Source organism: Mycobacterium sp. 1245499.0 (assembly GCF_001673615.1).
Lineage (GTDB): Bacteria > Actinomycetota > Actinomycetes > Mycobacteriales > Mycobacteriaceae > Mycobacterium > Mycobacterium europaeum_A.
In genome coordinates, this window is record NZ_LZMG01000165.1 from 1 (window position 1) to 14,372 (window position 14,372).

A 14,372-nucleotide genomic window follows, 5' to 3' on the forward strand; every position below is an offset into this window, starting at 1 on the left:
AGGCGAGCCGGTGCACCACCTCTTTCTTGGCCTCGGCGTTGGCGACGTGGAAGACGTGATGGGTCATTTCGGGCACCGGCGAGTTGGGCTCGTCGACCGAGTGCAGCACCTCGTTGCGCAGGAATCGCTGTACGAGCTTGTCGACGCCGTTGTCCAGGGTGCCCGAAATGACCCATCACGTCTTCCACGTCGCCAACGCCGAGGCCAAGAAAGAGGTGGTGCACCGGCTCGCCTCCGGCACCGGTCGGCGGATTCTGTTCATGCGCACCAAGCATCAGGCCCGCAAGCTCGCCAGGCAGCTCACCGAATCGGGAGTTCCGTCAGTCGACCTGCACGGCAACCTGTCTCAGCCGGCACGCGAGCGCAACCTGGCGATGTTCGCCTCGGGCGGCGCCCGGGTGCTGGTGGCGACCGACATCGCCGCGCGCGGCGTGCACGTCGACGAGGTCGAGCTCGTCGTGCACATCGACCCGCCCGCCGAGCACAAGTCCTATCTGCACCGGTCCGGGCGAACGGCGCGGGCGGGCAGCGCCGGAGACGTGGTCACCGTGGTGTTGCCCGAGCAGCGCCGTGACACCCAGTTGCTGATGCGCAAGGCCGGCATCCAGGTCGCCCCGGTGCAGGTAACCGCCGCGTCCGAGGCGGTGCAGGCGCTGGTGGGCGAGGTCGCGCCCTACCAGGCCCCCGCGCCGGCCCGGGCGCCCTCGCACGCGCCGGTGCAGCATCGGGCCAACTCCGGCGGGCAGCGGCGCCGCCGGACCAGCAGGTCGCCGAGGACCAATCCCACCCCCACGGAATCGGCGATGTCGCACCGCACCGCTGCGCCTCGACGACGGCCGGATCGCCGCCGCGCCAGCCGCGCGCAGGGCGCTACCGGCTAGCCCGCGGTCGCGGCGGTCAGCGCCGGGCCAGCAGCCACGCCTGACCGTCGCCTTCGCCGGCGCCGATCAACTCCAGGCCGGCGAACGCGGCGGGCAGTTCGCCGGCCACGGCGCGAAAGGGACCCGGGCTCGCCCCGACCTCACTCAATGCGGCGATCGCCAGCAGGCCGCCCGGCGCGAGCCGATCGACGATCGCCCGGTCGAGGCGGGGGTCGCGGAACTTGCAGCACAGGATCACATCGACCGGCGCCCCCGCCGGCAGGCCGGCGTCGAAATCGACGACGTCGAAGCGGCAGCGGTCACCCACGCCGGCCCGCTGGGCCAGTGCCCGCGCGTGGGCGATGGCCACCGGCGAGACGTCGAGCCCCAGCACCTGCAGGCCGCGTGCCGCCAGCCAGACCGAGCCGGTCCCCTGCCCGCAGGCCAGGTCGAGGGCCCGCCCCGCGACGGGAAACACATCCGCGTGGCCCGCGAAAACGCCCGGAGGCGCAACCGAACTCAACGGTGGCGGCCCCTTGGCCGCGTACCGATCGTCCCAGCGACGCCGGTCCGCTTCGCCCATAGCCGCCACTCTAGAACCCGGCTTCTTCTGGACACTTGTCCGTTATCGGGATCCCGCGCTCGCGCCGACCGCCCGCGATGGAAGTTGTTGGTGGCAGGACCCGTTTCTACACTGGACGGGTGTCTAGAGATGCGTCGTCCCCGGCGGTCGCCGGGAAAACGGTCGGCGCGGCCCGCCGATCCGACCGCCGGCCCGGGCAGACCATCCGCAAGGTGCTCGACGCCGGGCTGGCGGAGCTGCGGGAATCCTCGTACGCGAATCTGACGATGCGCGCCGTGGCGACGCGCGCCGGGGTGTCGCCGGCCAGCGCCTACACCTACTTCCCGTCGAAAAGTGCGCTGGTGGCGGCGGTGTATCTGCGCTTCCTGCGGGACCTGCCGCTGCACACCGACGTCAACGAGACGACCAAAACCCGGGTGAGCGCAACCCTGCGGGACATGGCGGTCGTCGTCGCCGACGAGCCGGAACTGACCGCCGCCTGCGGCGCGGCCCTGATGGCCGATGATCCGGCGGTCACCCCCCTTCGCGAACAGATCGGCGAGGAAGTGGCCAAGCGGATCGCGGCCGCGCTCGGTCCGGGGTGGCCCCGCGCCGTGAGATCCACGCTGCAGATGACCTTTTCGGGTGCGCTGATGACCGCCCGGTTCGTCAGCTTCGCCGAGATCTCCGGGCAGCTCGACGAGGCGGTCAACCTCATCCTGGGTGCGTCGGTGGCCTGAAAACTGCGGCGCCCCAGCACAAACCCCCGCGCAATCGGCGCGGCTAGCCGGCGTAGGCAGGCTTTCGCGCCGACGCGCCCGCCCGGAGAAACTCACCGAATCGTTTCTCGCCCAGCTCCGGCGACGCCTTGCCGGCGCCGAACGCGAGGTTGCCGGACACCAAAACCGCCGTGACGGTGGCGTCGTTGCGGTTCACCATCCGCGACAGCCCGCCGTAGGACTCGACGGGATGTTCGGCATAGGCGTCGAGGGAGTCGTCGAGCCTCTCGGGGTCGATCACGACGATATCGGCGCGGTCGCCTTCCCGCAGGGTGCCGGCGTCGAGCTCGTACCAGGCGCCGAGCTCGCCGGTGAGCCGGTGCACGGCGTGCTCGATCGACATGAACGGCGTGCCCCGCTTCTCGGCGTCGCGCACGTGGCGCAGCAGGCGCAGCCCGGAGTTGTAGAAGGCCATGTTGCGCAGGTGCGCGCCGGCGTCCGAGAACCCCATCTGCACGCCCGGGCTTTGCGCCAGCTTCTTGAGCAGTTCGGGCCGGTGGTTGGAGATCGTGGTGCGCCAGCGCAGCTTTTCGCCGTGCTCGAGCACCAGGTCGAGGAACGCGTCGACCGGGTGCAGGCCGCCGCGGTCCAGGCCCACCTGCCCGAACGATTTACCGACGACCGATTCGTCGGGGCAGGCCACGATGTCGGCATCGAAGAAGTCGCGGTGCCACACCCGGGGGCCGTACTTCTGGTCGTAGTCCTTGCGGAACTGCCGCCGGTAGTCCTCGTCGCGCATCAGCTCGTTGCGGGCGATCTCGTCCTGTAGGTGCAGGGCCGCGGCGCCGGAGCCGAACTCCTCGAAGATCACCAGCGAAATCCCGTCGGCGTAGACCTCGAACGGGACCGGCAGATGCTGCCAGCGGAAATCGGCGCCGAGCGCGTTGACCATCCGCGCCAGCCAGTCCATCAGGTAGATGACGGGCGGCAGGGACTTGACGTCGGCGGCCGAGAGCAGGCTGGTCTTCAACCGGCGGCGCCCCACCCCGAGGGAGGTGGCCAATTGGGAAACGATCGACAGCGGGTTCTTGATATCGGGGCCCGACTGCAGGATCTTGTTGCGCCGCCGCAGGATGGCGTTCAGGCGCCGCAGCTCGCGGGGCTTGGCGTAGGTCGACGGCAGGGTGCGCGACCGGCAGACCTCGCCGTCGAGTTTGTCGAACAGCAGTTGCTGCGAGGACAACCCGACGAAGCCTTCGTCGAGCGCCTCTTCCAGCATCGCCTCCATCCGCGCGAGTTCGGCCGCCGACGGGCGGACGTCCTTGCGGGTCGCCCGGTCCAGGCCCATCGTGGCGGCGCGCATGTCGGAGTGCCCGATGAACGCCGCGATGTTGGGGCCCAGGTTCAGCCGCTCGAGCGCGGCCACATATTCCTTGGGGCTGTTCCACGACCGGGTCGCGTTGAGCTGCTCGATGACATAGCGCCGCGGAATCGCCTCCACGCGGCCGAAGATGTCGCCCGCGTCGACATTGTCCAGGTACACCGTGGACAGCGAGCAGGACCCCAACATCACGGTCGTCACGCCGTGTCGCAGCGATTCGGAAAGCGCCGGCTCACAGAGGGTTTCGATGTCGTAGTGGGTGTGAATGTCGATGATGCCGGGGATCACCCACTGACCGGTGGCGTCGATGACCCGGGCGCCGGTGGTGTCCAGCGGGCCCTTGGCGATGGTGACGACCCGCCCGTCCCGCACGCCGATGTCCCGGTAGGCCGACGGCCCGCCCGTCCCGTCGAACCAGCGTCCGTTGGCGATCACGGTGTCGTACTGCATCGGTCGGCCTTTCTGTTGCGCCGGGCGCGTGGGGAGACCGTCGGGCCGCTGCCTCGGAGATCCGCAGTGATCATACATAATGCCCGTTTTGTCTTGCCGCGTAATCGGCGCCCGACCGCGCGGTTAGCCAGCACCGATGACGCCCCGGCAGACGATATGATCCAGCGGTGGGGTTCATCGGCTACGGGTTTGCCGTCCGTTAATCATGCGCAGTCACGGTTGGGCGGGAAACACCCCCGCGTCGGACGCGGAGGCGATCGAGCGCATCCTGGACGCAGCAGACAAGATCATCGACGAACGCGGCTCGGCGATGCGGATCGCCGACGTGGCACGCGCGCTGGGGGTCACCCGCCAGACCGTCTATCGGTACTTTCCCGGCACGCAGGCCTTGCTGGTAGCGTCGGCGATGCGGTCGGCCGACGGCTTCCTCGATCGCATGGCAGCCCATCTCGAAGGTGTCACCGATCCGGTGGTGGCCATCACCGAAGGCATGGCTTTCGCGGTCGAAGAGCTCGCCTCGGACAACCAGGTCGAATTCGTGCTCAACCAGCGCCACCGCGGCGGCCAGAAGGTGTCGATCGTCTCCGATACCGCGTTGGCGTTCGGCCGTTCGATGTTGCACCGCTACGACATCGACTGGGAGCGTTACGGTTTCGACGAAGCGGGCCTGGACGAGCTGAACGAATTCTCGCTGCGGGTTCTGCATTCCTTCCTGGCGGACCCGGGACGGCCACCGCGCACCGGCGACGATCTGCGCCGCTACCTCAGCCGCTGGATCGGGCCGGCGATCGCCTACCCGCAGCTGGTCCGCGCCATGGATGCCCTCGGCGCGCCCGAGCCGGCCCCAACGCGCCGCCGGTCCTCGAAAGCGTCCTGATCCCGGGCGGTGGGAGCGGCGATTTTGACCATACACATTCGCCGTTATGTCTTGAAGTCTGCGCGCGGGCGATGCGCTAATCCTCAATGGGCCGACGCTGTCCAACGATCGAAGGAGGCCTCGACGTGGTGGGTTTGGCACAGGTCGCGCTGAACAGCGCGCCCATCTTTGGTGGCGCGCTGCTCGCGGTGGCGGCCGGGCAATTCCGGGGTCCTGATTACCGCGAAGCGATCAAGCAGGACATGGACCTGCTCGACCGACTCCCGCCCGAAGACGTCGACAGGCGCGCCGAATTGCGGCGCAGCATCGAGGGTCGCGTCGACGACCTGATCGATGCGGCGGACCGCAGCCGCGTGCTGCGCCGGGCCGCGCTGTCCTACCACGGCAACTGGCGGGACGGGGTCCTGCTGCTCTGTGCCGTGCTCTTCACGATCATCTGGTGGAACGTCAGTCACAGCAGGGACAACTGGCTGCCGATGTTCGTCGTGTTGATCCTGCTGTGCGTGGTGGCTGCCGCGTACACATTCCGCGGCGCGCTGCACGCCGCCCAGTCCGCGTTCCGCGCGAAGCGGCAGGGTCGCGCCCACAGGTAGCGCAGCTCGTCGACGTGACCAGTCGACGTGGAGGTCTTCGTCACATCCGGGGCGGGGACGATCCGCACGACGCGCGCGCGGCGGCGTCCTGTGGCAGGATCGCGATGTGAAGGCGCATCCTTTCGCCGTGTTGACTTGTGCTGTGCTGTCGCCGTTTTCGGCTCTGCTGATCGGCCCGGTCGAGCCGGCGTCCGCAGAACCATGCCCCGACGTCGAGGTGGTGTTCGCCAGGGGCACCACTGAGCCCCCAGGTATCGGCCGCATCGGCCAGAGCTTCGTCGACACCCTGCGTTCGCACGTCGGCGGGAAGTCGGTGGGGGTTTATCCGGTCAACTATCCGGCCACCACCGACTTTCCCACCGCCGCCGACGGCATCAGCGACGCCGGCAACCACGTCGAGCAGATGGCCGCGAATTGCCCGCGCACCAAGATGGTGCTGGGCGGCTACTCGCAGGGCGCGGCGGTGATGGGCTTCGTCACCGAAAGCGCCGTACCCGACGGCGTGCACCTGGTGCAGGCGCTGCAGCCGATGCCGGCCGAGGTGGCCAACCACGTGGCCGCGGTGGCGCTGTTCGGCAAGCCGTCGAGCCAGTTCATGAGCATCATCAACGAGCCGCCGGTGACCATCGGGCCGCTGTACGCGGCGAAGACCCTCGAGTTGTGCGTGCCCGGCGATCCGGTGTGTTCCGACGCGGGCAACCCCGCCGCGCACCGGCAGTACGTCGAGGCAGGCATGGTCGACCAGGCGGCCGATTTCGCCGCCAAGCGCCTCTCGTAAGCCGGGCGCGCGGACGCCTCAGGCGTGGCTAGGTCGCCGACTTTCCGGCCGGTTCTTCGGCGCGCGTGCCGCCGACCATCTCGTGCACGTCCTGCACCGACCACGGCCCGGCTTGGTGGTGGTCGCGGTAGCCCAGCAGCCGCGGCGTTTGGCGATCGAAACTGCCCACGAAACCGCCTGCGGCAACAAGGATTTGACCCGTCACGTCGCGCGAGAGGTCACCGGCCAGATACGCGTAGACCGGTGCGACGAATTCGGGCGGAGCGCTGTCGAGCGAGGCCCGCATGGTCATCTCGTCGAGCAGCCCCCGGCGGTGCAGGTCTTCGATGTGCTTCTCGTAGTCGGCGCCGGTAGACAGCCGGGTCCTGGCCCCGGGGCACACCACGTTGGCCCGCACGCGGTAGGGCTTCAGTTCGGCGGCGATCGCCATCGTCAGGCCGTTGACGGCGCCCTTGCCCGCCGGATATCCGGTGCCGCCGTAGTCACCCAGGAACGCCACCGAGCTGGTGTTGACGATGGCGCCGTGCCCCTGGGCGGCGAGCACCGGAGCGGCCACCCGGCAGGTGTGGAACACCGTGCCGAGGTGACCGCTGATCAGACGGTCGAACTCGACCGGGGAGACGGTCAGGATCGACGAACCGGGCGGTTCGGCGATCCCGGCGCAATTGATCAGCGTGTCCAACCGCCCGAACGTGCTCACGCATGCGTCGACGAGCCGACGGGCGACGCGCTCGTCGTCCGCGGCTCCCACCACCGCGTGGGCCCGCCCGCCGGCCGCCGTGATCGCCGCGACCGTTTCGTGCACGGCCTGTTCGTCGCGCCCGTTGACGACGACGCCGGCACCGAGGCTGCCCAGCAGCTCGGCGACCGCGCGGCCGATACCTCGACTACCGCCCGAAACCACCACACCGTGCCCCGACAGCGGGCCCTCGGGACCGATTCGGCTCATCGCAAGCTCCGGTGTGCGCCAACCGGTGCGCACCGTAAAGCGTTGCCCGCGAATTGCTCTCGCGGCCGGTTGATGGGCACGCGCTCGACGGTGGTCACGAACATTAGGCGAACAGTACCCAGCCGACTCAGAAATGAGAACGCAAACCCACGTTTACCTCGCACGCGGTGCTGCACGCCGCCGGCAACCCGCCAACACGGGCAGGTTTGGCACCTCGTCGCCGCCATCGCGCTGCACAAACGCACCCCCGGCGGCGCCGGGTGCGGCCCCGCTGCCCCGCCGGGCAAAGCCGCGTACCGTCCACCGGGGTGGCAGGTAAAGCAATCACCTCAGGTAGAAGTGGCCCCGAATCGGCCCGAATCAGTTTGCCGGGCGCTTCCCCGCGGGCCGCAGCACCTCGATAACACCGCAGCTGGGGGACGTGCGCCAGCGCTCGGGAGGGCGTCGAAGCCCTGCAACCGCGGGTTGCCGACCCCCCGCTGCTACACCGTGGAAACTGTTCAGAAATTATCTGAATCCGTCGACCCGAGCGATCGCCGGATGGTGCAAGGGGGCGTATAGTCTCCAATGAAGTCCGTTGTGGACGTGTCGCCGTTTAGCTAAAAGCGGTCCAGTCAGCCGCATGGCTACTGAGCTTGGTATGGCTCCGGCGAATCAGCCCCAGTCACCTTTCGCTTCGTGTCGCGCGTTGGCCCACCGACCGTCCTGCGGATCGAGATGCTGTGGGGGCGAGAAGTGCGCATAGCTGCAAACCTTCACCGCGGACGACTCTAGGAGTCAGCGATGCAAACTTGTTTTCGCGCAACCGTTTACCCGATTCTTCGAGTGAACATGGGGTGCGCCAGCCGATGACCAACGTAATTTCTGCAACCCGTCCGGCCCCGACCACGCGGACCACCAAATCCGATGATTCCTACGACGATGTCGTCGAAATGTTCCTGGTACTGCAGGAGTTGCCGGCCGAATCGTACGAATACGCCCATCAGCGCGAACGCATCGTGTCCCGGTGCCTGCCGCTGGCCGACCACGTGGCCAGCCACTTCGCCCGCCGGGGCGAGGGCCTCGACGATCTCATTCAGGTTGCTCGGCTGGGCCTGATGAACGCCGTCAACCGGTTCGACCCCGCGAAGGGTCCGAGCTTCATCGGCTTCGCGGTCCCCACGATGATGGGCGAGGTCAGGCGTTACTTCCGCGACTACAGCTGGGGAATGCGCGTCCCGCGGCGGCTGCGCGAGTTGCACGTGCAGATCAGCAGGACGACCGCCGATTTGTCGCAACAACTCGGCCGTGCGCCCACCGCGGGTGAGCTTTCGCAGGTGCTCGAGGTTCCGCGCGAGGAGATCGTGGAATGCCTCGTCGCCGGCGACGCCTACCGGCTCGACTCCCTCGACGCGCCGCTCGGCGCCGACAGTTCGGGAACTCCTCGCTCGGTGGCCGACTCGGTCGGCGACATCGATCCGCAGATCGAGCACATCACCAACCGGGAAGCGCTGCGGGTGTTGGTTGCCACCCTCCCCGAGCGCGAACGCGAGGTGTTGCGCATGCGGTTCTTCGAATCCATGACGCAGAGCCAGATCGCCGAGCGCATCGGCGTGTCCCAGATGCAGGTGTCCCGCATCCTGGCCAACACGCTGAGCTGCCTGCGCGATCAGCTCGAGTAGCGCTCGGCTCCCCAGGACGCTGCGCGGCATCCGCCGCCGCGCAGCAATGTACTGTGCGATTCGAAGGATCACCCGACGGTGTCGCCAGGAAAACCTGGAAGGAGCTCGATGCGATGAGGATGTCACGAACGGTGCTCGCGGGTGTCGCAGCGACGACGGCACTTGCGGTGTCGGTCGCCGGCTGCGGCAACAACAAACCGCAGCCGTCGCCGTCGAAGTCGGGATCGGCCACCTCGGCAACCTCCGCACCCAGCAGCTCGGCGCCGGCGTCACCGGCGCAGCCCAACGAGTACACCAAGCTGCTGATCCAGGCCAGTGACATCAACGCCCCGGTCCCCTTCACCGCCGCTCCCCCGACCGACAATCCCAACGGCCAGCCGGGCGTGGCGACCACCTTCAAAGACGACGACGGCAGCCACGCCATCAAGGTCACCATCAACGTGTTCGACGACCCCGACGCCGCCACCAACGCGCTGAACACCGCCAAGGGTCAACAGGGCGGGGCGATCAAAGATCCCACCACGCAGCCGTCCAACATCGGCAGCGGTGGAACGATGCTGATGGGCAACACCCCCGACCGCAGCAAGGGCGTGGTGATCCTGCTCTTCACCGAGGGCAAGGCGCTCGCGACGCTGGAGTTCGACGGGCCGACCGACACGCTGGCACCCCCGGACTTCGTCAACGACGTCGGCCAGAAGCAGGACGCGGCCATCAAGAAGGGGCTCGGCGGCTAGGCGCCGCTTCAAACCGCGAGGGACGCCATGAACGTCATCAACGGCATGCCGGCTCACGCCCTATGGCTGCACTTCGTCCTGGTGCTGGTGCCGCTGACCGCCCTGCTGGTGATCGTGTGCGGGTTATGGCCGGCGGCCCGGCGCGGACAGCTGCTGTGGCTGACGTTGATCCTTGCCGTGGTCACCATGGTGTTGACGCCCATCACCATCAACGCCGGCGGATGGCTCTACGACCTGAGGGCGAACCCCAGCCCGATCTTGCGCGAGCACGCCGAGCGGGGCAGCCTGATGGCCTATTTCGCCGGCGCGTTGCTGGCGACCGCGGTCGTGCTCGTCGTCGTGCGGGTGATTGAACGCCGATCCGACAAGGGCCGCGCCGCCACCCGGACACTCGTCGCGATAGTCGCGCTGGCGGTGGGGATCTCGTCGATGGTCCAGATCTACCGGGTGGGCGACGCTGGTGCTCAATCCGTCTGGGGCACCGAGATCGCGCGCCTGACCAAGAACCACGCGGGCTGAGGGCCCCCTGTCGGCCAAAAGCAGGACGGCCGATCGCGATTCATCCGGCGGGCGTGAGTAGAAACAACCGGAATCGGCGCCGGCCGGCGCGTTCCTGGGCGAGGCGATAATTCGGCCAGGACGCCAGCGCCTTGTCCCACGCTTCATCGCGTTCCGCGCCATCGAGCAGGCGCACCGCCGCCACGCAACGGTGCCCACGCCGGCGCATGGTGACACGTTGCGCCGCTTTGAGATTCGCGGACCAGGATGGGTGGCATGCGCGCCCCCAGTTTGCTCCGATCAGCAACAGGGCCCCATCGAGGGGGACGTATTGCACGGTGGCGCTGCGGGCGAGGCCGGTTTTGCGACCAGAGACGGTGATCCGCACGTTGGGCAGGCCGGCCACATCCAAAACGCCGAGGCGTCCGTTGGTCAGGAAACGCAGCGCGGCTTCGAGCCACTCCACGAGCCGGTGACCGTTCAGGATCAGCACGCGGTAGACCGTCGGGTTGCGGGCCCACCGCTGCAGCGGATTCATGCGACGACTGTATGCCGCGGGTGCCGGACTGGGGCGACGCGTCGATGAAATACCGCTGACGAACCGGGGTTTCGGCGACGGCCCGCGACCGATCGCCGCCGGATAAATAAATTGCTTGATTTAATCCGGCGCGGCGTGTTCACTGAGGCGATGACCGCCGAGCGGGTCGCCCGCTCCGATAGGTCGACAAGCACTCGCGAGGCGATCTTGTCGGCCGCCGAAGTGCTGTTCGCCGAACGCGGGATGTACGCCGTGTCCAATCGGCAGATCAGCGAGGCGGCCGGGCAGGGCAACAACGCCGCGGCGTGCTACCACTTCGGCACCAGGGTCGACCTGCTCCGCGCGATCGAGAGCAAGCACCGCGAGCCGATCGAGGAACTGCGCGCCCAGATGCTGGGCGCCATCGGCGAATCGAGCGAGCTGCGGGACTGGGTCGGCGCGCTGGTTCGCCCGTTGACCGATCATCTGTCCGCGCTGGGCACCCCGACCTGGTACGCCCGGTTCGCCGCGCAGGCGATGGCCGACCCGACATACCGGCATGTGGTCACCAAGGACGCCCTGGCGTCACCGCTGCTGGTCCGCACGCTCGACGGCATCAACCGCTGCCTGCCGGAGCTACCCAAGCGAGTGCGTGCCGAACGGATGGTGATGGTGCGCAACCTACTCATGCACACCTGCGCCGAACACGAGGGCGCACTGGCCGAACACGGACCGCGGTCGCGGTCGGCGTGGCCGGTGGCCGGCGAAGGGCTGATCGACGCGATCGTCGGCCTCTGGCGCGCGCCCGTCCATGTGGGTGCGGCCGGCGGCCAGCCGGGACACACCACCGCGCAGGCCGACAACAGAGGAGCACGATGACCGCAGGATCCACCGCCACCGATCTCCCGGAGTTCCCGATGACGCGGGCCCCCGGCTGCCCGTTCGCCCCACCCCCGAAGGTGTTGGCGCTCAACGCCGACAAGCAGCTGAGCAGGGTGCGGATCTGGGATGGCAGCACCCCCTGGCTCATCCACGGCTACGACGCGATACGCGCGCTGTTCACCGATTCGCGCACCAGCGTCGACGACCGGTTGCCCGGCTATCCGCACTGGAACGAAGGCATGCTGGCCACGGTGCACAAGCGCCCCCGCTCGGTGTTCACCTCCGACGCCGAAGAACACACCCGGTTCCGCCGGATGCTGTCTAAACCGTTCACGTTCAAGCGGGTTGAGGCGCTGCGGCCGGCGGTCCAGAAGATCACCGACGACCACATCGATGCCCTGCTCGCCGGCCCGAAGCCCGGTGACATCGTCAGCACCCTGTCGCTGCCGGTCCCCTCGCTGGTCATCAGCGAACTGCTGGGCGTGCCCTATGAGGACGCGGAATTCTTCCAGGCTCAGGCCCAGCGGGGCATGGGCCGCTACGCGACCGAGGAGGACACCGCCCAGGGTGCTGCCTCGTTGGCCAAGTATCTGGCCAATTTGGTGCGGGCGAAAATGCAAGACCCGTCAGAGGATCTGGTATCCGACCTGGCCGAGCGGGTCAACGCCGACGAGATCAGCGTGCGCGAGGCCGCGCAGTTGGCCACCGGCGTGCTGATCGCGGGCCACGAGACCACGGCGAACATGATCAGCCTCAGCATCGCGGCGTTGCTCGAACACCCGGATCAACGAGCGCTGTTGCACGACACCGACGATCCCAAGGTCATCGCCACCGCGGTCGAAGAGCTGATGCGCTACCTGAGCATCATCCAGACCGGGCAGCGCCGAATCGCCGTCGAGGACATCGAGATCGGCGGCGAAACCATCCGCGCCGGTGACGGCATCATCCTCGACGTCGCCCCCGCGAACTGGGATGAGCGCCAGTTCCCCAATCCCGACCGGCTGGACCTGCTGCGCGAGGACGGGCCGCACGTCGGGTTCGGCTACGGACGCCACCAGTGCGTGGGTCAGCAGCTGGCGCGCATGGAGTTGCAGATCGTCCTGCCCACCCTGCTGCGCCGCGTCCCGACCCTGCGGCTCGCCGTGCCACTGGATGAGCTCCCGTTCAAACACGACGCGCTGGCCTACGGTCTCTACGAGTTGCCCGTGACATGGTGAAACCCGATCTCGCGCTGGACGTTCCCGACCTGCGGGGCAGATTCGCCGTCGTGACGGGGGCCAACAGCGGTCTGGGGTTCGGCCTGGCGAAGCGGCTGTCCGCCGCGGGTGCCGAGGTGGTGCTGGCCGTCCGCGACGGGGCCAAGGGCGAGCGGGCGGTCGCCGACATCCGCCGGGAGGTGCCGCAGGCCAAGCTCACCATCAGGCAACTCGACCTGTCGTCGCTACCGAGCGTGGCCGGGCTGGCCGAAGAGCTGACCGCGGAAGGCCGCCCGATCGACATCCTGATCAACAATGCCGGCGTCATGACGCCGCCGCGCCGGCAGCAGACCCGTGACGGATTCGAATTGCAGTTCGGCACAAATCATTTGGGGCATTTCGCGCTGACCGGACGGTTGCTTGGCTTGCTGCGGGCGGCGGAGTCCGCGCGGGTGGTGACGATCAGCAGCCTCGCCGCGACCCAGGGCAATCTCGACTTCGGCGACGTCAACGCGCAACGCGGCTATAAACCCATGCGTTCGTACGGGGTCGCCAAGCTGGCGCAATTGATGTTCGCCGTCGAATTGGATCGGCGCAGTCGATGCGGGGGGTGGGGATTGATGTCCAACGCCGCGCACCCGGGTCTGACCAAGACGAACCTGCTCAGCGGCGCGTCGTACGGTCGCACCACACCGACCTTGCAGGCCCGGTTGACGCAGCTGACGTGGCGGCTGCTGCCGTTCATGTGGCTCGACATCGACGAGGGCATCAAGCCGACGCTGTACGCCGCGGTGTCCCCGGATGCGCAGGGCGCCACATACTACGGGCCGCGTGGCTTCTACGAAACGGTCCGGGGCGGTGTCACTTTCGCGAATGTCCCCCGGCTGGCGCGCAGCGAGGCCGACCTGCGCGAGCTGTGGGGGCTCTCCGAACGGCTCACCGGTGTCAGCTATCCGGATTGACCTCAGAAAGTGGTGATAGATGGCGTTCGTCGGTCGCAGTGACGTCAAAGATCCGGGTGCGCAGCAGGACCAGTGGGAACGCCTGGCGCGCAGGCGTGAGCGGTTGTACGCCGACGACGAACAGTTCCGCAATACCAAGCCCGACGACGAAATCGCCGCGGCCGCACGCGCTCCGGGGCTGCGGATCGCCGAGGTGATGGCCACCGTCCTGCAGGGCTACGCCGGGCGGCCGGCGCTCGCGCAGCGCGCCCGCGAGGTCGTCACCGATCCGCAAACGGGCCGTTCGGCGCTGAACTTCCTGCCGCGCTTCGAGACGATCACCTATGCCGATCTGTGGGCGCGGGTGCAGGCCACGGCCGCCGATTGGCATCACCACCGACGGTTCCCGGTTCGCGCCGGGGACTTCGTCTGCGTGCTGGGGTTCGCCAGCATCGACTACACGGCCATCGAATGCGCCTGCATCCACCTCGGCGCCGTGGTGGTGCCCTTGCAGACCAGCGCACCCGCCGCCCAGCACGCGCCGATCCTCGCCGAGACCCGGCCGCGCGTTCTGGCCGTGGGCCTCGACAACCTCGCGACCGCCGTCGAGGCGGCCTTGGCGGGCACCGCGCCCGATCGCTTGATCGTGTTCGACTACGAGCTGCGCGACGATGACCAGCGCGCCGCCTTCGAGGCCGCGGTCGCGCGGCTGTCCGAGGCGGGCAGTGCGCTGACCATCGAGACGATCGATGCCGTCGCCACCCACGGCGCGGT

The 14,372-nt window shown here is 68.4% G+C and carries 15 protein-coding genes and 1 pseudogene; 12 read left to right on the forward strand and 4 right to left on the reverse strand.

The features are described from left to right. Positions 1 to 152: 152 nt before the first annotated feature. Positions 153 to 881: pseudogene (locus A5646_RS09290) on the forward strand (helicase-related protein); the annotation flags it as partial. 16 nt (positions 882 to 897) lie between these two features. Here the strand turns inward: A5646_RS09290 and A5646_RS09295 are convergent. Continuing rightward, a complete protein-coding gene (locus A5646_RS09295; RefSeq protein WP_067021352.1) occupies positions 898 to 1,443 on the reverse strand; it encodes a cyclopropane-fatty-acyl-phospholipid synthase family protein in 546 nt (181 codons plus the stop codon). A gap of 119 nt (positions 1,444 to 1,562) precedes the next feature. Here A5646_RS09295 and A5646_RS09300 point away from each other — a divergent pair, with 119 nt between their 5' ends. Further along, positions 1,563 to 2,162 carry a TetR/AcrR family transcriptional regulator gene (locus A5646_RS09300; RefSeq protein ID WP_066861346.1) on the forward strand — a complete coding sequence of 200 codons (600 nt, stop codon included), beginning with the start codon at positions 1,563 to 1,565 and terminating at the stop codon, positions 2,160 to 2,162. 43 nt (positions 2,163 to 2,205) lie between these two features. On the opposite strand, the gene A5646_RS09305 is transcribed toward A5646_RS09300, so the two are convergent. After that, complete coding sequence (locus A5646_RS09305; protein ID WP_067021354.1) at positions 2,206 to 3,972, reverse strand: amidohydrolase family protein; 1,767 nt, start codon at positions 3,970 to 3,972, stop codon at positions 2,206 to 2,208. Positions 3,973 to 4,177: 205 nt separating this feature from the next. On the opposite strand from A5646_RS09305, the gene A5646_RS09310 reads away from it, so the two are divergent. The 3 genes from A5646_RS09310 to A5646_RS09320 all read left to right on the forward strand — a co-directional run bounded on the left by A5646_RS09310 (position 4,178) and on the right by A5646_RS09320 (position 6,220). Next, entirely contained in the window at positions 4,178 to 4,849 is a 672-nt protein-coding gene (locus tag A5646_RS09310) for a TetR/AcrR family transcriptional regulator (RefSeq protein ID WP_066861341.1), read from the forward strand. A gap of 86 nt (positions 4,850 to 4,935) precedes the next feature. Beyond that, the gene (locus A5646_RS09315) at positions 4,936 to 5,442 is read left to right on the forward strand and encodes a hypothetical protein (RefSeq protein WP_067021356.1); all 507 of its coding nucleotides are present in this window, start codon (positions 4,936 to 4,938) and stop codon (positions 5,440 to 5,442) included. A 142-nt stretch (positions 5,443 to 5,584) separates the two neighbouring features. Further along, entirely contained in the window at positions 5,585 to 6,220 is a 636-nt protein-coding gene (locus A5646_RS09320) for a cutinase family protein (RefSeq protein WP_066880675.1), read from the forward strand. 28 nt (positions 6,221 to 6,248) lie between these two features. On the opposite strand, the gene A5646_RS09325 is transcribed toward A5646_RS09320, so the two are convergent. Then, a complete protein-coding gene (locus tag A5646_RS09325; protein ID WP_067021358.1) occupies positions 6,249 to 7,169 on the reverse strand; it encodes an SDR family NAD(P)-dependent oxidoreductase in 921 nt (306 codons plus the stop codon). 848 nt (positions 7,170 to 8,017) lie between these two features. Here A5646_RS09325 and A5646_RS09330 point away from each other — a divergent pair. From A5646_RS09330 to A5646_RS09340, 3 genes are all read left to right on the forward strand, one after another. Next, positions 8,018 to 8,830, forward strand: coding sequence for a SigB/SigF/SigG family RNA polymerase sigma factor (locus tag A5646_RS09330; protein WP_066861329.1), 813 nt, complete (start codon positions 8,018 to 8,020; stop codon positions 8,828 to 8,830). A gap of 113 nt (positions 8,831 to 8,943) precedes the next feature. Then, a complete protein-coding gene (locus A5646_RS09335; protein WP_067021360.1) occupies positions 8,944 to 9,564 on the forward strand; it encodes a hypothetical protein in 621 nt (206 codons plus the stop codon). Positions 9,565 to 9,591: 27 nt separating this feature from the next. After that, on the forward strand, positions 9,592 to 10,083 hold the full coding sequence (locus A5646_RS09340; protein ID WP_066880669.1) for a DUF2231 domain-containing protein: 492 nt from the start codon (positions 9,592 to 9,594) through the stop codon (positions 10,081 to 10,083). Positions 10,084 to 10,123: 40 nt separating this feature from the next. On the opposite strand, the gene A5646_RS09345 is transcribed toward A5646_RS09340, so the two are convergent. Next, positions 10,124 to 10,600, reverse strand: coding sequence for a nitroreductase family deazaflavin-dependent oxidoreductase (locus A5646_RS09345; RefSeq protein ID WP_066880667.1), 477 nt, complete (start codon positions 10,598 to 10,600; stop codon positions 10,124 to 10,126). Between the two features lie 135 nt (positions 10,601 to 10,735). On the opposite strand from A5646_RS09345, the gene A5646_RS09350 reads away from it, so the two are divergent. The 4 genes from A5646_RS09350 to A5646_RS09365 form a co-directional block, all read left to right on the forward strand. After that, positions 10,736 to 11,458: a TetR/AcrR family transcriptional regulator gene (locus A5646_RS09350; RefSeq protein WP_066861317.1), complete on the forward strand. Its 723-nt coding sequence runs from the start codon at positions 10,736 to 10,738 to the stop codon at positions 11,456 to 11,458. After that, a complete protein-coding gene (locus A5646_RS09355) occupies positions 11,455 to 12,678 on the forward strand; it encodes a cytochrome P450 (RefSeq protein WP_066861314.1) in 1,224 nt (407 codons plus the stop codon). Before A5646_RS09350 ends, A5646_RS09355 begins: the two co-directional genes overlap by 4 nt. Continuing rightward, on the forward strand, positions 12,672 to 13,619 hold the full coding sequence (locus A5646_RS09360) for an SDR family oxidoreductase (RefSeq protein ID WP_067021362.1): 948 nt from the start codon (positions 12,672 to 12,674) through the stop codon (positions 13,617 to 13,619). Before A5646_RS09355 ends, A5646_RS09360 begins: the two co-directional genes overlap by 7 nt. Positions 13,620 to 13,638: 19 nt before the next feature. Beyond that, a partial coding sequence (locus A5646_RS09365) for an AMP-binding protein (RefSeq protein WP_156765563.1) occupies positions 13,639 to 14,372 on the forward strand: 734 nt, incomplete at its 3' end.